The sequence below is a fragment of the Nocardia sp. NPDC060249 genome (assembly GCF_042728755.1).
Classification (GTDB): domain Bacteria; phylum Actinomycetota; class Actinomycetes; order Mycobacteriales; family Mycobacteriaceae; genus Nocardia.
In genome coordinates, this window is record NZ_JBHXAQ010000016.1 from 60,945 (window position 1) to 84,128 (window position 23,184).

The following is a 23,184-nucleotide window of genomic DNA, read 5'->3' on the forward strand; positions in this document are numbered from 1 at the left end:
GACTACACCTCCACCGGGGCTACATCGACCGACACCTTGATCGTGGACTGTTTGGCGTCGGTGTAAATGATGCCACGCAACGGCGGAACGTCCTGGTAATCGCGGCCCCACGCCACCGTCACGTACCGCTCGTCGGCGAACTGGTCGTTGGTGGGGTCGAAGGCGATCCAGCGGCCGGTGCGATCGGTGTCGTCGGTGCCGGGCAGCCAGACCGCGGCCCAGGCGTGGGTGGCATCGACGCCCACCATGCGTTCCTTGCCCGGCGGCGGGTCGGTGGCGAGATAGCCGGAGACGTAGCGTGCGGCCAGGCCCTGCGCGCGCAGGCACGCCGCGCCGATTCGGGCGAAGTCCTGGCAGACGCCCTCGCGGGCGGCGAACACGTCGGCCACGCTGGTACTCACCGTGGTGGAGCCGGAGCGGTACTGAAAGTCGTGGTGGATACGGGTGTTCAGCTCGGTCACGGCTTCGAGCAGCGGCCTGCCCGGCGCGAAACTCTGCGCGGCGTACGCGATGACGTCGGGAGTGATCTCGGGCGGGAGCAGATCGAGGGTGAACTCGACGGCCAGCGGGCCGGTGGCGGACGTGGGACGCGCGGACTCCCACGGCAGGTCGGCGCCCGGCATCCCAGCCGGTTCTTCGCCGTCGACATCGACGAGGGACTCACCGGTGACCTCGAGGTTGCGATGCTCGGAGGTCACGTGGAAATACGTCGTGGTGTTGCCGTAGACATCGGTGCCCACCGAGCGGTCCGAGGGCACCGGGTCGATGTAGATCTCGTGCTCGAGCAGTCGCTGACCCGGATATTCACGGGGGGTGAGGTACGCGCGACCGTAGGAGCTGGTCACCTCGTCGGAGTAGCTGTAGGTGGTGCGGTGCACCACCATGTATCGCCGGGTCATCCGACCATCCTGGTATTACCCCAGAGGGGCTGAATACCCAGCGGCACAGTGAGTTTAGTCGTCTCGAACGATTCGGCCAGCTTGCGCAATCGCAAGTGCACCCCCTCCAGCAGTTCCACCAGTTCGGTGCGTACGCCGTCGTCGTCGGTAGTTTCCAGGTCGGCCGGGTCGACGCGGCGCAGCATGCGCTGGGCATCGGCGAGCAGGCGCTGCGAACGCGAAGCGCCCGAACCACCGGGCAGCGCCTGGAAGTCGGCCTCGAGACGGTCGAGCTGATAGATCAGCGAACGCGGATTGCCCGGATCGAACAACAGCAGCCCCGCGAGCGCGGCCACGTGCGCCGAACCACGATGGCGGCGACGGTAACTCACCGCCGACTCGGTGGCGGAGAGCACGGCGTCCGCGACCACGTCTTGCACCTCGGCCGAACTGCGCCGCCCCAGTGCGGCATTGATCAGCGACGTCACCGCCAGCCCGCGCTCGATCCGCTTGCCGATATCCATGACGTACCAGCCGGTGTCGCGCACCAGCGACTCCGCGCCGATCCCCGACAGCGACAGCAGCGCCGCCAGCGTCAGCGAATGCACCGACGACAGCGCCGTCTCCTGTTCGGTACTGGCGCTGCGGAATTCGGCCAGTGCGCGGTCGACGGCACCGATGATCATCCAGGTGTCACCGGACAATTGATCGCGCACCGCGCGTGCGGCGGATCCGTAGTGATCCACCGCGTACGACAGCGACCCGGCCAGCTCACGATCGCCGGTCAACGAGGCCAGGTAGTGAAACCCCTCAGCGGAAGCGCCCGCCACCGCCCGCCGGGCGGCCACGCCATCGGAATCCATTGCACGATGGGTGAACTGGCCCTGCGACTGCCGCGGCCGGGCGAGAACAGGCTCCGGCTCGGGTATCGGCTCCGCGCCCCGCTCGGGCGTGACACCGGTGGTGCGCAACGCGCGAGCCAGCGCACTGGTCCCCGCCCGCTCCCACGGCGCCTCCACCTCACCGTTCTCGGAATCGAGTTCTGCCTCCTCCGCAGGGGGCTCGGCTACCGAGTCATCCTTGGTTGCCTCCGTCGATACTTCGTCGCTCGACGGGGAATGCGGCGGCGGCACGTCGGAATCGCGGATGCGATCTTCGGTACCGTCAGGCGAATCACTGTGCTCGACATCCGCCGCGCCCGGATCTTCCGTCGCGGCGACGCCGGACCGGACGGCCACCAACTGCCCGATCCCGTCGGGCAGCACCGACAGTGGCGCGACTGTTCCCGTGGTGATCGACAGAGCGCGCATGAGGATCGGCAGCGCTTCGGCTCCGTCGAGCCAGGGGCGGTAGCGATAGTCCTGGTAGACGTCATGGGTGGCGGCGAGCAGGCGGACCACCGACTCGGCGCGTTCGCTGTAGCGGCCCATCCAGAACAGGTCGTTGAGCACGCGCGGGGAGCTGATCGCCTCGACGACCGGCACCGCCCTGCGCAACCGTTCCTCCTGCGGCGCTTCGGAACTCGCCGCAGGAACCGTGGCCGGGGCCGCACGGACCCACACGTCCTTGGCCGCCACCTTGATCACGCTGCGGGTCGGTTCGAGACGCATGCGCTGCTGACCGAGGCCGCCCGACATCGCCGTATAGCCGCCTCGTCTGGCCAGCGAGAACAACCGCATGCCCACCGGTGCCGGCGCCAGCCCCGCCGGGCCGTCGACCGCGGGCGCGACCGAGAACTCGGCGGGTTCCTGCCCGACCCACTTCCACCGCTCGACCTCGATCCGGGCGGCGAGGTCGGCGCGCTCGGCCGCCGACAGGCTCGGCCCGAAGATCGTCGAGCCGTCGACGGCGGAACGGATCACCAGGTCACCGACGTGCGAAACCAGGTGCGCGCGCTCGGTGCCGTCGCCACCCCAGTAGGTGGGGGTGGCGTCGAGCAGCAGATCCTCACCGAGCACCGAGCGGGCGATGCGCGGCAGGAACGGGCTCAGCGCGGGCGATTCCAGCAGCCCGCTGCCGAGGGTGTTCACCACCGTCACCGCACCGCGGCGCAGTACCTCGACCAAACCGACCACGCCGAGCCGCGAATCGGGGCGCAGATCCAGCGGGTCGGAGAACTCGGCGTCGACGCGCCGCAACACCACATCGACCCGTTCCAGACTGCCGAGCGAGCGCATCCACAGCGCGCCGTCGCGCACCACCAGATCGGAACTCTCCACCAGCGGGAAACCCAGCATCTGCGCGAGATATGCCTGGTCGAAGGCGGTTTCGGAATGCGAACCCGGACTGAGTACCACGACGACCGGCTCTTCCCCGTCGGCCAGTTCGGGCGCCGCCTCCTCGAGCATCAACCGCATGGCCCGCGCGAACGGGCTGAGTGGACGAGGTCCCGCGTGCTCGAAAGCCTCGGGAATGGCCGACGCCACCACGCGACGGTCGGCCAGCGCGTACCCGGCGCCCGAGGGTGCCTGCGCCCAGTCGGCGAGCACCCGGAACTGCCCGTCGCTCCACCGGCTGATGTCGCACGCGTGCAGGAACAGTTGATGGGTGCCGGGGATCGTGATGCCGTGCGCGGCCCGCACATACCCGGTATTGCCGAACACCACCTCCGGCGGCAACAGGCCCGAACTCAGCAGCCTGCGCGGGCCGTAGACATCGGTGAGCACCTCGTCGAGAACCAGCGAGCGCTGCACCAGGCCGGTTTCCAGACGGGTCCAGTCCTCGGCGGACACCAGCAGCGGAATCGGGTCGAGGCGCCACGGCTGCGGTATCGCGGTGTCGTCATCGCCGCCGAGGCCGACCTCGGTGTAGGTGACACCGTCGTCCTCGATCTGCCGTCGCACCCGGTGATCGATCCGATCGATCCCGCCGATCCCCTGGTCGATGAAGTCGGCCGACAGCTCCGACCACATCGCTCGCACCCGCCCACGCCCGTCGACCAGCTCGTCGTAATAGCCGGTGGTCGGCCTGCCGCACTCGTCGAAGCGCGCCCCCGCCGAACTGTCAGCCCGATACCGCGCGAACTGCTCGGCAACCTGAGCGCGTACGCCCGATCCCGGCCGATTCCCGCCCCGTTGCGCTTCATCGCGCTGAGCCACCGAGCCTCCTGTGTTTATTTGCGGCTGGCGCCGCGGGGTTTTGCGGCCCCGATTGTCCCGATTCTTCCCTCCTCCGGTCAGTCGCTGCGCTCCCTCCCTCCGTCAGTCCAGAATGGGGACGGCCGCAAAACCCAAAGCCACTGACTTCCATCGACTGATCGACCAGATCGGTATAGCGGTCGGATCGGCGTTTTTTGTGGCGCGCCGGGCCTCCCTTTCCTACTGGCCCCAGACTGTTCGCGCGCGGCGTAGGTCCAGGATGCCTGGTGCTCCGACATCGGTCGACTGTGCCGCGATCTTCGCACGGAGTTCGGCGGGATCGATCGGGTTCACCGTATGACCGGCGGCTTCGAAACGGCGGTTGCGGCGCGATTGGGCGGCGACGGCGTTGACCGGTGCGTCGTCGTAGGCGCGGCCGCCGGGGTGCACGACGTGGTAGGTGCAGCCGCCACGGGAGATGCCGGTCGCGACGTCTACCAGGTCGAACACCAGGGGGGCGTCGACGGTGATCGAGGGGTGCAGGGAGTTCGGCGGCTGCCAGGCGCGGTAGCGCACGCCTGCTACCTGCACGTCGGATTTGTCGGTGGCCAGCAGCGGAACCGGCATGCCGTTGCAGGTCAGGACGTAGCGGCCGCGGTCGGCGCCGACCAGGCGCACCTGCAACCGTTCCACCGAGGAGTCGACGTAGCGCGCGGTGCCCTGACCGGTGGTCTGTTCGCCGAGGGTGAGCCAGGGTTCGATCGCCCCGCGTAGTTCCAGCTCCGCCTCACCGATCATGGCGGTGCCGATGCGGGGGAAGCGGAATTCGGTGAAGGGGTCGAGCCAGGCGGTGTCGAAGTCGACGCCCGCCGCGCGCAGATCGGCGGCCACCTCGGCGATGTCGTTCATCAGGAAGTGCGGCAGCAGATAGCGGCCGTGCAGGTTGGACCCGTGCCGGATCAGCGGCGCGCGCAGCGGCTTGTCCCAGAACATCGCGACCAGGCCGCGCACCAGCAGCGACTGCACCATCGCCATCTGGAAATGCGGCGGCATCTCGAAGCCACGCAGCTCGAGCAGCCCGAGCCGGCCGCGCGCGGAGTCGGGGCTGTACAGCTTGTCGATGCAGAACTCGGCACGGTGGGTGTTGCCGGTGAGATCGGTGAGCAGGTGGCGCAGCGCACGGTCGATATGCCAAGGGGCCGACTGGATTTCGTACGGCGTCGGGCCTGGCGCTTGCTCGGCGGTGAGCCTGGCGACCTCGGCGAACGCGATCTCGAGTTCGTAGAGCGCGCCTTCGCGCCCCTCGTCCGCGCGGGGCGCCTGCGAGGTCGGGCCGACGAAACGACCCGCGAACAGGTACGACAGCGCGGGATGGCGCTGCCAGTAGGTGAGCATGGAGACCAGCAGGTCAGGGCGGCGCAGCATCGGCGAACGCGCCGGGGTGACCCCACCGAGGGTGATGTGGTTGCCGCCGCCGGTGCCGCCGTGGGTGCCGTCCACGTCGAAGGATTCGGTGCTCAGCCGGGCGAGCCTGGCCTGCTCGTAGAGGGTGTTCAGCACCTCGGCCTGCTCGGCGAACGAGCTGGTCGGCATGATGTTCACCTCGATCACGCCCGGGTCGGGCGTCACCGAAAAGGTTTGTAGCCGTGCATCACTCGGCGGGGCGTAGCCCTCCAGCACCACCGGCTGCTCGATCGCCACCGCCGCCGCCTCCACCTTGGCGATCAGATCGAGGAAGTCGTCGAGCTCGGTGACCGGCGGCAGGAACACGTGCAGTCGCCCCTGTCTGACCTCGGCGACCAGCGCGGTCGTCGGCGTGAAATCGGCGGGCTCGACCGCGGCGGGCGGCTCGGCCCGTTCCGCGCGCAACGGTCGCTGGTAGAGCGGGTCGCTGTCGGGCAGGATCGGCGGTGCGTGCCAGGACACCGACCCGATCGGAAGGCGAAGTCCGGCAGGCGAATCACCATCGGCCAACACGATCCGGCCGCGGCCGCCCTCGGCACGACCGCGACGCAGCTGCCAGTCGGCGCTGGCCCAGCCCGCGCCGTCGGCCCGCCGATGAATCGGCAGCACATACGCCGACGGCTGATCGACCGATTCCTCGAGGCTCTCGAGCAACACGCGCCGAACCTCGGGCGAGTCCTCGGCCGGGTCGATATCGGCGGGCGGCGGATCGCCGTACGGCGCGCTCACTGTCGCCGCCAACCGCGCCAACGGGTCCTCGAAAGCGGGGCGAACCTGTCGATCAGGCAGGCCAAGGGTGCCCGCGATCTGCGCGATCAATGCCTTGGCGGCTCCGATATCGGCGGCGGGCGCCCGGTCGGAGACCACCCCGGCGGCCGAATTGGCCGGCTGCGAGCGGGCCAGCTGAATGGGCGGGAACGCCGACTGCGGCGCACCGGCGCCTTCCTTCTTTCCTCGAACCTTGTTCTTACCCGAGGTTTTTCGTACTTCTTCCTTCGCCTTCTCCGCCGCCTTGGCGGCCTTCTTCGCTTCCTTCTTCGAAAGCTCGGTCTTCTCCGGCTCCTTCGCGGGGCGAGCATCACCACCGGAATCGGCGCAGGCCTGCTGAATCTCCGCGGCTCGACGATGTTCGGCGGCGACCAACTCGACCGGCTCCTCGATCAGCACCGGCCCGCCGTCGAACTCCACTACCTCCAGACCGACTGCCTCGACAGCAGGCTCCGCCGCCTCGGCGAGATCGTCGATCCTTTCGAGCAGATCGAGACCGCCCGGCTCGCCGATCCCGCGGACCTCGTCCTCCTCGGCAAGCCCCAACGCGACAACCGCGGCAGCGACTTCGTCGCCGCCGATTCGACGACGCGCGTCGAAGACCGCGACCATGCCGACCGGGTCGGTCACGGCCGTGGCGGCGGGGACACGCACGTCGAGCACCGACACCGCCTCGCCCGGCCCCGGCAGGTCATCGGCCGAGTCCACCCCCGAATCGTCCGCGAGCCCCAGCGCGACCACCGTGCTCGCGACCTCGGCACCGGCAGGCGCGTATCCGTTCGAGTGACCGGTCGCCGCCGCATCGGCGGCAACCGGTTTCACCGGCGTGTGCTGCGCGACCGGTGTCCACGGGTCGGTGAGCAGGTCCTGACGGTGCCAGATCGGCTCGCCATCGGCCCGCCACGCGATCGCGATCTCCCAGCGGGGCAGCGGTTCTCCGGGGTACCACTTGCCCTGGCGATACTGCACGATGCCGGTCGGCGCGTAGATCGAGCGGAGCCGGTCGCTGAGGTCGACGGCGCGCTCACGTTTGTGCCGACCGTCGGCGTCGGTAGTCCATTGCGCGCTGATCTGGTCGTCGATGGAGACGAACGTCGGCTCGCCGCCCATGGTGAGGCCCACATCGGCCGCGGCCATCCGCGCGTCGATCGCGGCACCGGAGGCGACGATGCGTTCCCACTGAGAATCGGTATAGGGCAGCGTGACCCGCGGATCCTCGTGGATGCGACGAACCACATTGCTGAAGTCGAGGGTGGCCTCGGTGATCCCGGTCGCCCCGGTGATCGGGGCGGCGGCGCCGGGATGCGGGGTGGCGGCGAGCGGAATGTGGCCCTCGCCCGCGAACAATCCGGAGGTGGGATCCATCCCGACCCAGCCCGCGCCGGGCAGATACACCTCGGTCCAGGCGTGCAGGTCGGTGAAGTCGGCGGTCGGACCCGACGGACCGTCCAGCGACGGCACGTCCGAGGTGAGCTGGACCAGGTAGCCCGAGACGAAGCGGGCGGCCAGCCCGAGCTCACGCAGCACGCCGACCAGCAGCCAGGCCGAGTCGCGGCACGACCCGAGGGCGGTGCGCAACGTGTGATCGGGTGTCTGCACGCCCGCTTCCATGCGCACGGTGTAGTCGACCGCATTGCGCAGCGCGTAGTTGAGTTCCACGAGATAGTCGATGGCCCTGGTCGGGCCCTGCGGCCGGTGTTCGCGCGCCCACTCCCGCAACAACTCGCCGGGGCCGCTGCCCGGCTCCGCCTCGTCGACGCGCCGCAGATACGGCGCGAGGTCCTCGGCGAGCGCGGTGTCGTACTCGAACGGGAAGAACTCGGCGTAATCCTCGATGAAGAAGTCGAACGGGTTGACCACCTCGAGGTCGGCGATCAACCCCACGGTGATCGACAACTCCTTGGTCGGATTCGGAAAGACCAGGCGCGCAACGAAATTGCCGAACGCGTCCTGCTGCCAGTTGACGAAGTGCTCGGCCGGCGACACCTCGAGCGAATACGCCTCGATCGGCGTCCGCGAGTGCGGCGCGGGGCGCAACCGCACTTCATGCGGATGCACCTCGACGAGACGATCGAAGGAGTATGCCGTGCGGTGCTCGAGTGACACCTTGATGCCCATTCACCAAGTGGACCACATATCCCCGACACCGCGCGGGCCGACGAAACCTGAGTTTCCCGACCGGCCCCCCTTTCGAAACACGCTGGTAATAGCGCGGGGCAGGGACCACATCGATCGCCGCGGGCCCCGCTCCCCGTAGGCTGGCCTGGTGAGCTACGACCACATCCTCCTGCCGTCCGGCGTCGCCAGCTCTGCCGACGAGATCGACGCGTACCTGGCCGCCCAGGAAGGCGTGACCGAGTCCGCATCGATCGCCGAGATCGCGGCCGAGCTGAACGCGCGCAACGCCGAACTGCCGGTGGACGACTCGTTTCTCAGCGTCGAATCCGTCGGCGGCCCGAGCGGCGACACGCTCTACATTCCCTCGCCGTACGACGCCATCGGCTTCGTCCGGAACCTGCTCTTCGACCTCGCCACCCCGCGCGGCTACGCCGTCTACGATCCGCAGCTGACCTGGCTCATCGACCCGGCGGGTCACATCCCGATCAACGTCACACACGGCGGCGCGGGCGAATTCCCTTATCTCACAGAGGAATTGGCGCACCACTGGGTGGCCGGGCTCGCCGCGCCCAACCCGTATCTCATCGTCGAACAGGGCGAACAGCGCTACATCCAGACCTACCGCGAACCGAGCGGCCCCTACACCCTCGAATATCGCGACGGCGCGCCCGACCGGCATTTCGGCACGACCCTCGACGATCCGGAGCAGGTCGCCCGCATCATCTGGGAGTGGGCCAACGGCAAGCCCGCCACCACCGACGGCGTCGCCTGGACCCGCGTCGAGCTCTGACCAGGGGCGGACGTCACCGCCGACCCGATCCGTCCTAGAGCGTCCGCCTGCCGGACAGCGCACGTCCGAGGGTCAGTTCGTCGGCGAATTCCAGGTCGCCGCCCATCGGCAGCCCGGAGGCCAACCGGGTGACCGTGAGCCCGGGGAAATCGCGCAGCATCCGCACGAGATAGGTGGCCGTCGCCTCGCCCTCGGTATTCGGGTCGGTCGCGATGATCACCTCGCTCACATCGATGCCGTCCTCCTGATTGCCGATGCGGGTGAGCAGCTCCCTGATCCGCAGCTGGTCCGGCCCGACGCCGCTGAGCGGATCGAGCGCGCCGCCGAGCACGTGGTAGCGACCACGGAACTCACGGGTGCGCTCGATCGCCTGCACATCCTTGGGTTCCTCGACCACACAGATCATCGTGCGGTCGCGGCGTGGGTCGGCACAGATCCGGCACAGCTCACCATCGGCGACGGTGCCACACGACACACAGAACTGGACGCCGTCGCGCACCTTCTGCAGGGCGGCCTGTAGCCGGTCGATATCCGGCGGCTCCACCTGCAGCAGATGAAAAGCGATGCGCTGTGCGCTCTTCGGACCGACGCCGGGCAGTTTGCCCAGCTCGTCGATCAGATCCTGAACCGGCCCCTCATACATCAGAAGTCGGGCAGACCGGGCATCGAACCGCCGCCGAGGCCCTGCGACAGCGGGCCGAGGCGCTCGGCCGCGAGCTGCTGCGCATTGGTCATCGCGTCGTTGATCGCACCGATGACCAGGTCCTGCAGTCCGTCGACATCCTCCGGATCGACCACCTTCGGGTCGATCGTCAGCGCGATCACCTCGCCGCTGACCTTGATCCTGGCCTGCACCAGACCGCCACCGGCCTGACCGGCCACCTCGGTCTCGGCGAGCTCGGCCTGCGCCTGCATCACTGCCTGCTGCATCTGCTGAGCCTGGGCGAGCAGTGCCTGCATATCGAACTGACCATCACCGGGTTGCACAACACTCCTGTGTTTGTTCGGCGGCTGGTGCCGCGGGGTTTTTCGGCCCTGGGGCCTCGCACCCGAGGACGATACTGTGCCTTCGGCGTTCCGTCTCGCCCCTCGGGTGCGAGGCGGCCGAAAACCGTGGGGGTGCGTCGGGTGCGGGGCTCGGCCTCGTGCCGTCGCCAGTTTAGTCATGGGAAACGGCCACTGAAACGATGGTTCCGCCCGGGGTTCGAGCATACGATCAGGCTGGATAGGGCAATGGTTCAGCAATCTCTAGGAGATCCGATGAATGTGTCCCGTGCGCGCCTGGCTTCGTCGACAGCCTTGGCCGTATCGTTCGCCAGCCTGCTTCTTCTCGCACCCGCCGCCGTATCGGCCGATCCCGGGACCGAAATCAACAACTACGGCAACGGCTGCGTTCTCGATCCCGGCAATCGTGCGGCGACCGTGGATTCGTTACGTTTCCGGTGCAGCGTCACCCAGCAGGACCAGATCTACCGTGACGCGCAGGCGGGCGCGGTGCCGGTGGGCCTCACCAACGGGTGGGTGACACGCCCGCAGCAGTTCAGGGGGGCCGCCGAGTCGCTGTGGATCGGCAAGGTGTTCCGCACCGGCCCCGACGGCGGCACGCTGACCAACCGGGTCACCGGCGCCGGGATCGAGGCGTTCCCCGCCGATGTCTATCGCGCACCGTCGATCCTCGACGGCGCCCCCACCTGGGCACTGAACTACGCGCCGTCACCCACCCCGCAGGTCTACGACGAGATCCGCGAGATCACCCCGGGCGTCTGGTTCGGCTATTCGTGGTGGCGCGAGGGCTCGTGGCCGCTGCTCGCAGCGTTCGTGCTGACGCCCGCCTGATCGGTTCTTGACCCTCCACCCGCTGGAGGGTGTTCTCTGGAGTTCATGACAGCAACCGTGGCGATCGGCGAGTTCGCCCGCCTCACCCATCTGAGCGTCAAGACGCTGCGGTACTACCACGAGATCGAGCTACTGGAGCCCGCCGTGGTAGACGCGGGCACCGGCTATCGCCGATATTCCACCGATCAGGTGGAGCGGGCGCATCTGATCCGCCGCCTGCGCGATCTGGACATGCCGCTCCCCGAGATCCGCACCGTGCTCGCCACGGCCGATCCCGCCGAGCGTGACACCACCTTGCGGGCGCACCTCACCAGGATGGAGGCGGCGCTGGAACGCACCCGCGAGGTGGTGGTCTCGCTGCGCGCGCTGCTCACCGCACCCCCGCCGCCGATCGAGGTCGATTACCGGGTCGAGCCCGCCTTCACGGCGCTCACGGTCACCGACCAGGTCGAGCGCACCGCCATCGCCGACTGGTGCGGCACGGCGTTCGAGCAGCTGTACATGATCCTGCTGGAGTCCGGTGTCGATCCCGGAGGCGTTGCGGGCGCGACGTATTCGACCGAGTTCTTCACCGACGACACCGGCGAGGTCACCGCGTACGTGCCGCTGCCGCCCGGTGCCGAGTTCATCCTCACCCGCGGCTTCGCCATCGTCGACTTTCCCGCCCGCCACTTCGCCGTGGCGGTGCACGACGGCCCGTTCGAAGACTTCGACCGCACCTACGGCGCACTCGGCAGCCACGTCGCCGAGCACGGCACCGCACTGCCCGACGAACCGGTCCGCGAGCGCTACCTCGTGGGACCGGATATCACCGATAACCCGGCCGACTACCGCACCGAAGTGTGCTGGCCGATCACCGAAGGAGAAATCTGATGACCATCGCCCTGGCGAACATCACCATGGACTGCCACAACGCCACCGCCCAGGCCGAGTTCTACGCGCAACTGCTGGACGTACCCGTCGACCCGGAGGCCTCGCAGTTCTTCGCCACCGTCGGCAAATCCGCCGGCCTCGCCCCGACCCTGATGTTCATCCAGGTCCCCGACAAGACACCTGGCAAGAATGTGGTCCATCTGGATTTCCGTACCGCCGAGTGGGCCGCGTACATCGAGCGCGCGATCAGCCTGGGCGGCAAGCACATCGGCGACTTCGACGAGTACGGCGTCCAGTGGACCACCCTCGCCGACCCCGAAGGAAATCTCTTCGACATCGGCAAGGACTGACCCACTGCGGTGAACTGAGCTCAGGCCAGTTCGCCTGCGAGGTTGCCGAGTACCTCGGCCTGGATCTTCTTCAGGCCGAGCGGGGCGAAGATGCCCTCGAAGATGCCCGAGATACCGCCCGCACCCTTCCAGGTGGTCTCGACGGTGACCTTCGAACCGGTGCCGTCGGGGGTGACGGTCCAGGTGTTGACCATGGTGGAGTTGGCGTCGCGCTCGGTGAGGACCGAATCCGCCACCGTCACGGTCGCGCGCACATTGCGTGAGCGCTTCTCGGTGGCCTGCAGCGTCCACTCCACCACGGTGCCCGCGCCGTTGCCGCCTTCGACAACCTTGTAGTCGCGGTAGTGCGAGGAGAGAATGCGCGGCCGGATCGTCTCGTAGTCGCCGATCGCGGCGAGCGTGCGCTGCGGATCCGCGGCGACGACGATCGAACTGCTGGCGCTGACCTGTCCCACTGTTGACTCCTTGCTGGGGGTGTGGCGATATCTCGACCGGGTTACATCCTGCCCTGTCCCCGGCCACTTCACCCGACCAGGTTCGGGCGCTGCGGAAACATGTGCGTGACTTTTTGTCGCGGCGCGCAAGTATCCGGTGGCCCGGCGGACACGGTCGTACTAGCGTCAAAGGGGTGGCAGTGAGTCTTTTGGGTAGGGCTGGTCACGAACCGGCCACACGCGAGTCCGGATATGCCGCGCATCGAGCGGGAGTGGAGCGACTGCTGGAAAGCTATCGCGCCATCCCACCCGGTGCCGTCGTCCGACTGGCGAAGAAGACATCGAACTTGTTCCGGGCCAGGGCGGCACCCACCGCGCCCGGCCTCGACGTGTCCGGCCTCGGGCAGGTGATCGCGGTAGACCCGCAGGCCCGCACTGCCGACGTCGCGGGCATGACCACCTATGAGGACCTGGTGGCGGCGACCCTCCCGTACGGGCTGGCGCCGCTGGTGGTACCCCAGCTCAAGACCATCACTTTGGGCGGGGCGGTGACCGGTCTCGGCATCGAATCCACCTCGTTCCGCAACGGTCTGCCGCACGAATCCGTGCTGGAAATGGACATTTTGACCGGGACCGGGGAGATCGTCACCGCGACACCGACCGGCGAGCACGCCGACCTGTTCCACGGCTTCCCGAACTCCTACGGCACGCTCGGATACTCCGTCCGGCTGAAGATCGAACTCGAACCCGTCCTGCCGTTCGTGCACTTGCGGCACGTGCGCTTCCACGACCTGCGCGAACTGGAAGCAGAACTCGATCGGATCGTCGTCGAACGCCGCTTCCAGGACGAAGCCGTCGACTACATCGACGGCGTGGTGTTCAGCGCGAACGAGAGCTACCTGACCCTGGGTCGCCAGACCGACGAGCCCGGCCCGGTCAGCGACTACACCGGCATGGACATCTTCTACCGCTCCCTCCAGCACGCCGACGGCGTGAAACGGGACCGGCTGACCATCCACGACTACCTGTGGCGCTGGGACACCGACTGGTTCTGGTGCTCACGCGCATTCGGCGCGCAGAATCCGAAGATCCGCCGGTTCTGGCCGAAGTCGCGCCGCCGCAGCAGTTTCTACTGGAAACTGGTCGCGCTCGATCGCAAATACCACATCGACGACCGCAGGCAGGCCCGCAAGGGCAATCCGCCGCAGGAACGCGTCGTGCAGGACATCGAGGTGCCGGTCCAGCGCACCGCCGACTTCGTCGAATGGTTCCTGCGGGAAATACCCATCGAGCCGATCTGGTTGTGCCCATTGCGCTTGCGTGCGCTCGACGACGCACCGGCCACCGACGGTGCGCGTCCGTGGCCGCTGTATCCGCTCGAGCCACAGCGCACCTACGTCAATGTCGGATTCTGGTCGGCGGTGCCGACCCAGCGAGGTCAACCGGAAGGGGCGGCCAACCGCGCCATCGAGAAGATCGTGTCCGCGTTCGACGGGCACAAGTCGCTCTACTCGGACTCCTACTACGACGAGGCCGAGTTCGCCGAACTCTACGGCGGCGACACCTACACCGAACTGAAGACCCGTTACGACCCGGACCAACGACTGCTGAATCTGTATTCGAAGGCGGTGCAACGCAAGTGACGACATTCAAGGACCGATCCGAGGTATTGGCAGAGCTGGGGACCCGGCTCAACATCGCCGAGGTCGTCGAGAGCCTCGTAGACGGCGAAATCCCCGTCCGCCTGACCGCCTACGACGGCAGCGCGACCGGCCCGGAGGACGCGCCCTACACGCTCGAGATCAAGACCCCACGCGGCATCAACTACCTGGCAGGCGCCCCCGGCGACCTCGGTATGGCGCGGGCCTATATCGCCGGCGACATGATCGCCGAGGGAGTGCATCCCGGCGACCCGTACGACATCTTGAAAGCCATGCAGGACATGAAGTTCCATCGTCCTTCGGCATTGTCGCTGGTCACCATCGCCCGTTCGCTGGGCTGGGAACGGCTCAAGCCGATCGCGCCCCCGCCGCAGGAAACGCTGCCGCGCTGGCGCCGGATCGCGCTGGAAGGCCTGCGCCACTCCAAGACTCGCGACGCCGAGGCGATCCACCATCACTACGACGTCTCCAACAAGTTCTACGAGTACGTCCTCGGCCCGTCGATGACCTACACCTGCGCGGTGTACGGCGACGCGGACTGGACCCTCGAGCAGGCACAGGAGAACAAGTACCGGCTGATCTTCGACAAGCTGCGCCTGAAGGAAGGCGACCGGCTGCTCGATATCGGCTGCGGCTGGGGCGGCATGGTCCGCTACGCGGCGAGCCGTGGTGTGCGGGTGATCGGGGCGACGCTGTCGGCCGAACAGGCCGCCTGGGCGCAGCAGAAGATCGCCGAGGAAGGGCTCAGCGAGCTCGCCGAGGTCAGGCACAGCGACTACCGCGACATCCCCGAGGGCGAATTCGACGCGGTCTCCTCGATCGGCCTCACCGAGCACATCGGTGTGCACAACTACCCGTTCTACTTCGGCTACATCAAGGACAAGCTGCGGGTGGGCGGCCTGTTCCTCAATCACTGCATCACCCGCCACGACAACACCCGCACCACCAAGGCGGGCGATTTCATCGACCGCTACGTCTTCCCCGATGGGGAGCTGATCGGATCCGGCCGCATCATCTCCGATATCCAGAACGTCGGACTCGAGGTACTGCACGAGGAGAATCTGCGCGAGCACTACGCGCTGACGCTGCACGAGTGGTGCAAGAACCTGGTCACCAATTGGGACGCGGCCGTCGCCGAGGTCGGCGAGGGCACCGCGAAGGTGTGGGGCCTGTACATGGCGGGATGTCGACTCGGCTTCCAGCGCAACGTGATCCAGCTGCATCATGTGCTCGGTGTGAAGCTCGACGCGAACGGCGCCTGGGATGTCCCGTTGCGCCCGTGGTGGCAGCCGTAGATCGCTGATCGCGGCCCGGGCTACCGGGCCGCATCAGGCGAGTAGTTCGTCGAGGAAGTGACCGGGCAGGGCGCGCAGGATCGGATGGTCCTGCCCGTCATGGGATTGCGTGCGCAGCACATGGAGTAGGCCGACGACCCCCGGCCCCGCGTCCAGCAGTGGTCTGGTCCAGCCCAGTTCGGCGCAGGTGCGCAGGACCGGAAGCACCAGCCCGGTCGCCTCCCCGACCCACCCCGCCGACGCGAGGCACTCCGCGAGCAGCAAGGTCGCGTCCAATTCCGCCCTGGGACGGCCTTGTTCGAGTGTTTTCGCGTAGATCACCCTGGCGTGGCGAGCCGCGCGATCATCGGCGCGCAGCCGCTGTTCGGCCAGCAGCACCCGGATGTCGGCGATGGCACGCGCCTCGGCGATCAGCGCGGCGGCGCCCTTCTTACGCCGCGCGCCGTTGCCGGAGCTGTCGGGGACGAAGGTGTCTTCGCCCGCGGGGAAGCCGAGCCTGGACCGCTCGGCCCGCACCTGCGCGTCCAGGCGAGCCAAGCCGTTCTCCGCGGCCACGCGCGCGCCTTCGTCGAGGCGGGCCGAGGCGGTGTACTGATCGCCGAGCGCCGCCTTCACCCTGGCCCCGATCACGAAAGTCGCGATCAGGAAGTCGACGGGACCGACCCGGGTGACCAGCTCGTGGCTCTCGTCGAGGAGCCGATCGGCCAGCGCCAGATCGCCACGGCGATACGCCACTTCGCCGAGCAGCGCGGCCGCGATCCGCGCGGCGTCCGAGCGCGGCCCTGCCCTGGTCCGCGCGGTCTCGTAGGCCTGCTCGAAAGAGGTGGTGGCAGCACCGATGTCGAGTTGCTCGTAGGCGGCGTCGCCCAGCGCGCACAACCCGAACACCGGACCGAGCGGGTCCTTCGACTGGGTGTGATAGTCGGCGGCCCAATCCTGGAGCTCGCTCACCGCGTCGAAATCGAACTCGCACAGCCGGACGAACGACATCAGATTGGCGGCGGTCGACACCGTCCAGGCGGGCAGGTCGCCGGGTTCCTCCAGCAGGGGTGCCAGGCTGTCGGCCACCTCGGCGATGTCATCGTGGGCTACCCGGTCGGCAGCGTCCAGCACCGTTGCCACGCATCGCTGCTCGGTCAGTTCCGGCTCACCGGACGCGCTGCGGGCCAGCAGGTTCGACAGCCTGCCGAGCGCGTTGCGGGCGGTCCCTGTCTGCTGCATGTTCATATTCGCCCTGGCCACCGCCATCAACAGCTTCGACCGTGAGGTCACCTGCTGCACCGGCAGTTTCGAGACGGTACCGAGCAGGGTGGCCAGCCGGGAGCCGTCGATCAGGTCCATGCCGCCGCTCTCGAGCAGGTCGGCGGCGAGTTTGAGATCGGTCGCGGCCAGCGCGTGATCCACCGACTTGCGCAGCAGTTGGTGCTCGGCGTACCAGCGAGCGGCCTTGCGGTGCAGCGCTTTCGAACGTCCGGGATGTTCGCGGTCGAGCCGGGCACGCAGATGCTCGGCGAACAGCGGTTGCATGCGGTACCACTCCGGATCGTGCTGGATCCGATGCAGGAACAGCTCACGCTGCTCGGCCAGCTCCAGCATCGCGGCGCCATCGGAGACGTCGGCGAGCAGCCCGGCCAGTGACCCGTTCACCCGCTCGACCACCGAGATCGCCATCAGGAACTCCAGCAGCTCGGGATCCAGCGCGTCGAGCACGTTCTCGGCCAGATACTCACGCATTCCGTGCCCGCCCTCGGCGAGCGAGGCGAGCAGCTGGGTCGGATCGGCCTTACCGCGCAAGGTGAGACTCACCAGCTGGATCGCGGCGGGCCAGCCATCGGTGGCGAGGTGGATCTGCTCGACCTGCTCGTCGGTGAGCGCGAAACCGTTGCGCTCCACCAGGATCTGCCGGGTTTCGGATTCGGTGAGTCGCAGCGCGGCCGCATCCAGCTCGACCAGTTCGTCGCGCACCCGCAGCCTGCTGATCGGCAGGCCGGACTGATCGCGACTGGTGATGACGAACCGTACGTGGTGGCAGCCGTTGTCGAGCAGGGTCGCCATCGCGCGTTGCGCGCCGAGGTCGCGCACCCGGTGCCAGTCGTCCACCACGACGACCACCGATCGCCCGCTCGCGTGGATCTCATCGATCAGGGTGGCGATCACATAGGCGACCGCGTCGGCGGGCCGCTCCTCCAGCACCTGCTCGAGCCCTGCGCCGACATCGGGGCGCACCCGGCGGATGGCCTCGATGAGGTGGGCGAGGAACCAGATCTCGCTGTCGTCGTCCTGGTCGACGCCCAGCCACGCCACGGGAATGTCGCGGGTGGCCAGGTCGGCGCGCCACTGCGTGGCGATGGTGCTCTTGCCGAAACCGGCGGGCGCGTGGATCAGGGCCAGTCGGCGCCTGCCGCCCTCACGGAGCACATCGAGCAGCCGCTGGCGCGGGAAGGGTTCGCGCGCGGGCGTGGGCGGGCGGAATTTGGTGGCGGCGGTCGGCGGAAAAGTGCCGGTGGTCGAACTCGGCATCGGGACCGAGGCGCCCGCGGGTTGCAGGGTCAGCGGCCAGCTGCGGCGCCCGGTCACCGACTTCAGGACCTCCGGCGCGTCGTCGGTGGTCTCCTCGGAGTCGAGCAACGCCATTTCGTCGGGCATCTGGCCGTGCGCGCGCTGCACTTCACGCAGCAGTTCGCCGAACTCGTAGGCCGAGGCCGGGCGGTCGGCGGGCTCGGGGGACATGGCCCGTTCGATCACTTCCGCCACATCGCCGGGGATGTCCTGGGCGCGCAGGTCGGGCACGTGCTGGGTGGTGATGCGCAGGAATTGCGCGACCACCTTCTCGCCCGCTTGGCGTTCGAACGCGGCGTGGCCGGTCAGCAGAGCGAACAGGGTCGCACCGAGACCATAGACATCAGACCGCACGGTCGGTTCACTGCCCTTGAGCAATTCCGGCGCGGTGAACGCGGGCGAGCCGGTGATCATGCTGCTCGACGTCTGGAAACCACCGGGGATGCGAGCGATACCGAAGTCGGTGAGTTGCGGTTCGCCGTAGCCGCTGATCAGCACGTTCGCCGGTTTCACGTCCCGGTGCAGAATGCCCGCCCGGTGTGCCGATTCGATCGCCGCGGCCAGCTTCACCCCGGCCCGCAGGGTATCCGCCCACGTGAGCGGGCCGCGATCGTGGATGAGGCGTTCGAGTGAGCCGCGCGAGGCGTAGGGCATCACGATCAGCGGCAGCCCGGTCTCGGTCATGTCGACCTGCAGGATGTCGACGATATTCGGATGCCCGGACAGCCTGCCCATCGCCTGTTCCTCGCGCAGGAACCGTTCCCGGCTCTCCACATCGATCTCCGAGGAGAGCACCTTCACCGCGACCACGCGATCCAGCGCCGGCTGCAATGCCCGGTACACCACGCCGAATCCGCCGCGCCCGATCTCCTTGGCCCCCGTGAGTCCCATGGCGTCGAGTTCGGCGATCACGGCCTCGTCGGGCACCCCCGGCGCCATCGTCCGCTGCGTATTCAGCCCCACCGGTGCCGCCTCCGGCAGGCCACGCTGCATACGCGTCTGCTCCGGATCCATGTGACCACCTCTCACCATCGGCGTCACCGGCGTTTCGGTCGGCATGCGGGGATGCCGACCGACATCACCGCACATATCCAAGCTAGCGCGATCCGGCGTCTATCGGGTGGAGATTCGACGCTGTGGCGGCAACGGTTGCCCGAACCCGCGGTTCAGCGCACCGCGAGCGCGATCAGCTGGGTGCGCTGTTCGGACGCGAAGTTGTTGTCCGCGACCAGCACCAACGTGCGCTCACCCGAGGGCAGGCGCGGGCCCCAGGTCATTCCCTCGATGTTGTCGACGGCCTCGATCCCGAGATCGGCGAGGTCGGCGACGAGCCGCTTGGCCACCGGGCGAGCACCCGCGATCGGCGCGTCGAGCACAGTGCTCGCGGCCGTTGTGTCGACCTCGAAGATCCGCACCCGATTACCCACACCCTTGGCGAAAGCCCGTTCGACCACCAGGAATCGGGTCGGATCGAGCGGGTCGTCGGCGAGGATCGCGGTCACGCCGTTGCTCGCCTGTCCGGCCTCCGGCCGCGACTCGGCGAATACCGGCTCCAGCGGATAGGCGTACTGCGCCAATACCGGCCCGAACCTGGCCTGGACGGTGATCCGGGTGATGGCCCCCGCCGTCGTGGTCGCGCCCGGCCCATCGCCGAGCAGCGGACCCTCCATCGCGGTCACGAACAATGTCCCACCGGCCGCGAACGTCGCCGCTTCGAGCGCCTGATTCTGCCGTGGCCCCGAATCAGCGCGCATTCGTTGGTTTTCCGGAATCGGCAACTCCGCGACGAACCCGCCATCTGCCCGAGCCACCCGCACCGAGGGGTCGGCAAGCACGTCACCGGCCCGCTCGCCCTCCTGTGTCCAGAAGTAGTTCCCCGTCCACGGATCAACCCGAATGTCCTCGGGATCCACCGATTTCGGCGAATACACTCCTCCGTCCGCCCGCAGCAGCGGCTTCGTCCCGGTGAAGTCCACGGGGCCGATACCCCTCTCCCCCACGGGAATTCGGGCCGTGTACAGCCTGGCGGGACCCTTCTCCGACCGGTCATCGCTGATCAAGACGAATTCGCCGGTCCCGGAGAGATAGTCGATGCCCGACAGCCCGCCGACCACCGTCCCCCCGAATTCGGCATCGTGCCCCACGACCTGCTCCCCCAACACCCGCACACCGTCGACCGCGGCCCCCGCGTCCGGCACCGCACCCCCCGCGACGACAATTCCCAGAACCGCTGCAGCCACCCGACGTCCCATGAACGACAAACTATCCACCCCACCACACCCCCAGGTGAACACCACTCGAACGACGCGAAACCGAAGTCCGGCCCGGGCTCTTGCGCCGCATCGCGAATCGGCGAAGACTTGAACTCTCGATGGGCGCCGCCGTGGGCCGTGTTGCCCCCACTCGGTGGACCACGACATCACCGCTCATCAGCCGAGCCGAAGTGAGATGTCATGTCCACGCTGGTACGCATGAGTTTCGACGCGCCCGAGGAAACCCGGCCGTTCGAGCAAGGAAAGGGTCGACTCGACCTGGTCAACCTCGAAGGCGGCCCGGTCGGCCGCGCTGTCTTCGAACCGGGATGGCGATGGAGCGACCATGTGAAGCCGATCGCGGGCACCGACAGCTGCCAGGCCCCGCACATCGGCTACTGCCTGTCCGGACGGCTCGTGGTCGAAATGGATGACGGTGAACGGCAGGAATACGGCCCCGGCGACGTCATGATCGTCGCCCCCGGTCATGACGCATGGACCGTCGGCGACGAGCCGTGCGTGATGCTCGATTGGCAGGGCTTCGCCGACTACGCCAAACGCTGACAACGTAAGAACGCCCGCCACCTCGGTGAGGTGGCGGGCGTCGGCGATCCGGCCGAGGCCGGAACTACCTGCTTACTTGCGCAGCGAGGCCGGAACCTCGAAACGCGGGCCGAACTTCGCGGCCAGCTCGTCGGCGCGGGCCACGAAGGCCTCCTGGCCACCGGGGTAGCCGACGATGAACTGGTGCGAGCCACCCGACCAGGCCGGGAAGCCGATGCCGAAGATCGAGCCGATGTTCGCGTCGGCGGTGCTGGTGAGCACGCCTTCGTCGAAGCACTTCTGGGTCTCGATGGCCTCGGCGAACATCATCCGGTCCTTGAGGTCCTGGAAGGTGACACCCTCCGGGAGCTCACGGCTCGAGCTGAAGATCTCGCGCAGCTCGTCCCACAGGCCGGTGGCCTTGCCGTCGACGTACTCGTAGAAGCCCGCGCCGCCCAGCTTGCCCTTGCGGTCGTACTTGTCGATCAGGGTGTTGAGGACCTCAGCGGTCTTCGCGGACGCGGCGTTGAGCTCGCCACCGGCAGCGAGGATGGCCTCGGAGGTCTCCTTGTAGATCTTCTGCATCGTGGTGAAGTTCAGCTCGTCGCTGAGCTTCAGCGGCGCGGCCGGGTAGCCCGCCTGCAGACCGGCCTGCTCGACGGTGGCCGGGTCGACACCCTCGGCGACCATGGAGATGGCCTCGTTGATGAAGGTACCGATCACGCGCGAGGTGAAGAAGCCACGGCTGTCGTTGACGACGATCGGGGTCTTCTTGATGGCGAGGGTGTAGTCGTACACCCGGGCCAGCGCCTCGTCGGAGGTCTTCTCGCCCTTGATGATCTCCACCAGCGGCATCTTGTCCACGGGGGAGAAGAAGTGGATACCGATGAAGTCCTCGGAGCGCTTCACACCATTGGCCAGCAGGGTGATCGGCAGGGTCGAGGTGTTGGAGCCGAGCAGGGCATCGGCGTCGACGATGTCCTCGATCTCCTGGAAGACCTTGTTCTTGAGGTCGGGGTTCTCGAACACGGCCTCGATCACGAAGTCGACGCCCTTGAAGTCGGCGGCGTCCGCGGTCGGGGTGATGCGAGCCAGCAGCGCGTCGGACTTCTCCTGGGTGGTCTTGCCACGCGAGAGAGCCTTGGCCTCGATGGCCTCGGCGTAGCCCTTGCCCTTGACGGCGTTGGCGAGCTCGACGTCCTTGAGGACGACGTCGTAGCCGGCCTTGGCGGAGACGTAGGCGATGCCCGCGCCCATCATGCCGGCGCCGACGACACCGATCTTCTTGATCTCACGCTTGGGCACATCCTCGACGGACGGACGCGAGCCGCCACCGTTGATGTGGTTGAGGTCGAAGAAGAACGCCTGGATCATGTTCTTCGCGACCGGACCGGTCAGCAGGCTCGTGAAGTAACGGCCCTCGATGGTCAGCGCGTTGTCGATGTCGACCTGCGAACCCTCGACCGCCGCGGCCATGATGGCGCGCGGGGCGGGCATGTTGGTGCCCTTGATCTGCTTGCGCAGGTTGGCCGGGAACGCGGGCAGGTTCGCCGCGAAGGCCGGGGTGGACGGGGTGCCGCCGGGGATCCGGTAGCCCTTCTTGTCCCACGGCTGCGCCGCTTCGGGGTTGGCCGCGATCCACACCTTGGCGGCGGGGATCAGTTCCTCGACCGTGGCGACGACCTCGTCGATCAGGCCGATTTCCTTGGCCTTGGTGACGCGGTGCCGCTGGCCCTGCAGCAGCACCTGCATCAGCGCGTTCTGCAGGCCGAGCATGCGCACGGTGCGGGTCACGCCGCCGCCACCGGGCAGCAGGCCAAGGGAGACCTCGGGCAGACCGATGGCCGAACCCTTGACGTCGGCCGCGATGCGGTAGTGGGTGGCCAGCGCGATCTCCAGGCCGCCACCGAGGGCAGCGCCGTTGATGGCGGCGACGACCGGCTTGCCGAGCTGCTCGAGGCGACGCAGCGGGGCCTTGACGTCGGTGACCATCTTGACGACCTCGGCCGCGTTGTCCGGGCCGACCTTCATCATGTTCTTCAGGTCGCCGCCGGCGAAGAAGGTCTTCTTGCCCGAGGTGATGACGACACCGGTGATGTCGTCCTTCTCCGCCTCGAGGCGATCGACAGTGGCGTTCATCGACGCGAGGTACGCGTCGTTCATGGTGTTGGCGCCCTGGCTGGGGTCGTCGATGGTGAGGACGACCACGCCGTCGGCGTCCTTCTCCCAGCCGATGATGTTGTCAGTCATAAGTTTTCGTTCTCTCCTGTGAGAAGTGAAAGTCGG

General features: G+C 67.9%; 16 protein-coding genes. 7 read left to right on the forward strand and 9 right to left on the reverse strand.

Annotated features, from left to right (window positions below; translation table 11 throughout):
* Positions 1-2: 2 nt before the first annotated feature.
* The 3 genes from ACFWFP_RS31805 to ACFWFP_RS31815 all read right to left on the reverse strand — a co-directional run bounded on the left by ACFWFP_RS31805 (position 3) and on the right by ACFWFP_RS31815 (position 8,305).
* Positions 3-899: a transglutaminase N-terminal domain-containing protein gene (locus ACFWFP_RS31805; RefSeq protein WP_379301268.1), complete on the reverse strand. Its 897-nt coding sequence runs from the start codon at positions 897-899 to the stop codon at positions 3-5.
* Complete coding sequence (locus ACFWFP_RS31810) at positions 896-3,976, reverse strand: circularly permuted type 2 ATP-grasp protein (protein WP_379301270.1); 3,081 nt, start codon at positions 3,974-3,976, stop codon at positions 896-898. Before ACFWFP_RS31810 ends, ACFWFP_RS31805 begins: the two co-directional genes overlap by 4 nt.
* A 219-nt stretch (positions 3,977-4,195) precedes the next feature.
* Positions 4,196-8,305: a transglutaminase family protein gene (locus tag ACFWFP_RS31815; protein ID WP_379301272.1), complete on the reverse strand. Its 4,110-nt coding sequence runs from the start codon at positions 8,303-8,305 to the stop codon at positions 4,196-4,198.
* A 148-nt stretch (positions 8,306-8,453) separates the two neighbouring features.
* On the opposite strand from ACFWFP_RS31815, the gene ACFWFP_RS31820 reads away from it, so the two are divergent.
* On the forward strand, positions 8,454-9,095 hold the full coding sequence (locus ACFWFP_RS31820; protein ID WP_379301274.1) for a hypothetical protein: 642 nt from the start codon (positions 8,454-8,456) through the stop codon (positions 9,093-9,095).
* Positions 9,096-9,129: 34 nt separating this feature from the next.
* Here ACFWFP_RS31820 and recR read toward each other — a convergent pair whose 3' ends face one another.
* Together recR and ACFWFP_RS31830 are read right to left on the reverse strand one after the other, a co-directional pair.
* Positions 9,130-9,738 carry a recombination mediator RecR gene (gene recR, locus ACFWFP_RS31825; protein ID WP_056822003.1) on the reverse strand — a complete coding sequence of 203 codons (609 nt, stop codon included), beginning with the start codon at positions 9,736-9,738 and terminating at the stop codon, positions 9,130-9,132.
* Positions 9,738-10,082 carry a YbaB/EbfC family nucleoid-associated protein gene (locus tag ACFWFP_RS31830; RefSeq protein WP_358065949.1) on the reverse strand — a complete coding sequence of 115 codons (345 nt, stop codon included), beginning with the start codon at positions 10,080-10,082 and terminating at the stop codon, positions 9,738-9,740. Before ACFWFP_RS31830 ends, recR begins: the two co-directional genes overlap by 1 nt.
* A 273-nt stretch (positions 10,083-10,355) precedes the next feature.
* Between ACFWFP_RS31830 and ACFWFP_RS31835 the strand changes: the two genes are divergently transcribed.
* From ACFWFP_RS31835 to ACFWFP_RS31845, 3 genes are read left to right on the forward strand one after another with little or no spacing between them, the layout of a single operon-like run.
* Entirely contained in the window at positions 10,356-10,931 is a 576-nt protein-coding gene (locus tag ACFWFP_RS31835; protein WP_379301276.1) for a hypothetical protein, read from the forward strand.
* A gap of 45 nt (positions 10,932-10,976) precedes the next feature.
* The gene (locus ACFWFP_RS31840; protein ID WP_379301278.1) at positions 10,977-11,804 is read left to right on the forward strand and encodes a MerR family transcriptional regulator; all 828 of its coding nucleotides are present in this window, start codon (positions 10,977-10,979) and stop codon (positions 11,802-11,804) included.
* Positions 11,804-12,154 (forward strand): VOC family protein, encoded by a 351-nt coding sequence (locus ACFWFP_RS31845; protein ID WP_379301280.1) that lies wholly within the window; start codon positions 11,804-11,806, stop codon positions 12,152-12,154. Before ACFWFP_RS31840 ends, ACFWFP_RS31845 begins: the two co-directional genes overlap by 1 nt.
* Before the next feature lie 20 nt (positions 12,155-12,174).
* Here the strand turns inward: ACFWFP_RS31845 and ACFWFP_RS31850 are convergent, their stop codons facing one another.
* A complete protein-coding gene (locus tag ACFWFP_RS31850; protein ID WP_379301282.1) occupies positions 12,175-12,609 on the reverse strand; it encodes an SRPBCC family protein in 435 nt (144 codons plus the stop codon).
* A gap of 179 nt (positions 12,610-12,788) precedes the next feature.
* Between ACFWFP_RS31850 and ACFWFP_RS31855 the strand changes: the two genes are divergently transcribed.
* Together ACFWFP_RS31855 and ACFWFP_RS31860 are read left to right on the forward strand one after the other, a co-directional pair.
* A complete protein-coding gene (locus tag ACFWFP_RS31855) occupies positions 12,789-14,231 on the forward strand; it encodes an FAD-binding oxidoreductase (RefSeq protein WP_379301311.1) in 1,443 nt (480 codons plus the stop codon).
* The gene (locus tag ACFWFP_RS31860) at positions 14,228-15,544 is read left to right on the forward strand and encodes a class I SAM-dependent methyltransferase (RefSeq protein WP_379301284.1); all 1,317 of its coding nucleotides are present in this window, start codon (positions 14,228-14,230) and stop codon (positions 15,542-15,544) included. Before ACFWFP_RS31855 ends, ACFWFP_RS31860 begins: the two co-directional genes overlap by 4 nt.
* A 33-nt stretch (positions 15,545-15,577) precedes the next feature.
* Here the strand turns inward: ACFWFP_RS31860 and ACFWFP_RS31865 are convergent, their stop codons facing one another.
* Positions 15,578-19,117: a protein kinase gene (locus ACFWFP_RS31865; protein ID WP_379301286.1), complete on the reverse strand. Its 3,540-nt coding sequence runs from the start codon at positions 19,115-19,117 to the stop codon at positions 15,578-15,580.
* Positions 19,118-19,269: 152 nt separating this feature from the next.
* Positions 19,270-20,343, reverse strand: a complete 1,074-nt coding sequence (locus tag ACFWFP_RS31870; protein WP_379301288.1) for an esterase-like activity of phytase family protein — start codon at positions 20,341-20,343, stop codon at positions 19,270-19,272.
* 213 nt (positions 20,344-20,556) lie between these two features.
* On the opposite strand from ACFWFP_RS31870, the gene ACFWFP_RS31875 reads away from it, so the two are divergent.
* Positions 20,557-20,919 carry a cupin domain-containing protein gene (locus ACFWFP_RS31875; RefSeq protein WP_379301290.1) on the forward strand — a complete coding sequence of 121 codons (363 nt, stop codon included), beginning with the start codon at positions 20,557-20,559 and terminating at the stop codon, positions 20,917-20,919.
* Positions 20,920-20,991: 72 nt separating this feature from the next.
* Here ACFWFP_RS31875 and ACFWFP_RS31880 read toward each other — a convergent pair whose 3' ends face one another.
* On the reverse strand, positions 20,992-23,148 hold the full coding sequence (locus tag ACFWFP_RS31880; protein WP_379301292.1) for a 3-hydroxyacyl-CoA dehydrogenase NAD-binding domain-containing protein: 2,157 nt from the start codon (positions 23,146-23,148) through the stop codon (positions 20,992-20,994).
* Positions 23,149-23,184 lie beyond the last annotated feature (36 nt).

Bases quoted from the DNA above. Each gene is read 5' to 3' on its own strand.
- ACFWFP_RS31875 (WP_379301290.1), top strand. From the start codon at position 20,557: ATGTCCACGCTGGTACGCATGAGTTTCGACGCGCCCGAGGAAACCCGG.
- ACFWFP_RS31805 (WP_379301268.1), bottom strand. From the start codon at position 899: ATGACCCGGCGATACATGGTGGTGCACCGCACCACCTACAGCTACTCC.
- ACFWFP_RS31840 (WP_379301278.1), top strand. From the start codon at position 10,977: ATGACAGCAACCGTGGCGATCGGCGAGTTCGCCCGCCTCACCCATCTG.
- ACFWFP_RS31865 (WP_379301286.1), bottom strand. From the start codon at position 19,117: ATGGATCCGGAGCAGACGCGTATGCAGCGTGGCCTGCCGGAGGCGGCA.
- ACFWFP_RS31880 (WP_379301292.1), bottom strand. From the start codon at position 23,148: ATGACTGACAACATCATCGGCTGGGAGAAGGACGCCGACGGCGTGGTC.
- ACFWFP_RS31835 (WP_379301276.1), top strand. From the start codon at position 10,356: ATGAATGTGTCCCGTGCGCGCCTGGCTTCGTCGACAGCCTTGGCCGTA.
- recR (WP_056822003.1), bottom strand. From the start codon at position 9,738: ATGTATGAGGGGCCGGTTCAGGATCTGATCGACGAGCTGGGCAAACTG.
- ACFWFP_RS31845 (WP_379301280.1), top strand. From the start codon at position 11,804: ATGACCATCGCCCTGGCGAACATCACCATGGACTGCCACAACGCCACC.
- ACFWFP_RS31815 (WP_379301272.1), bottom strand. From the start codon at position 8,305: ATGGGCATCAAGGTGTCACTCGAGCACCGCACGGCATACTCCTTCGAT.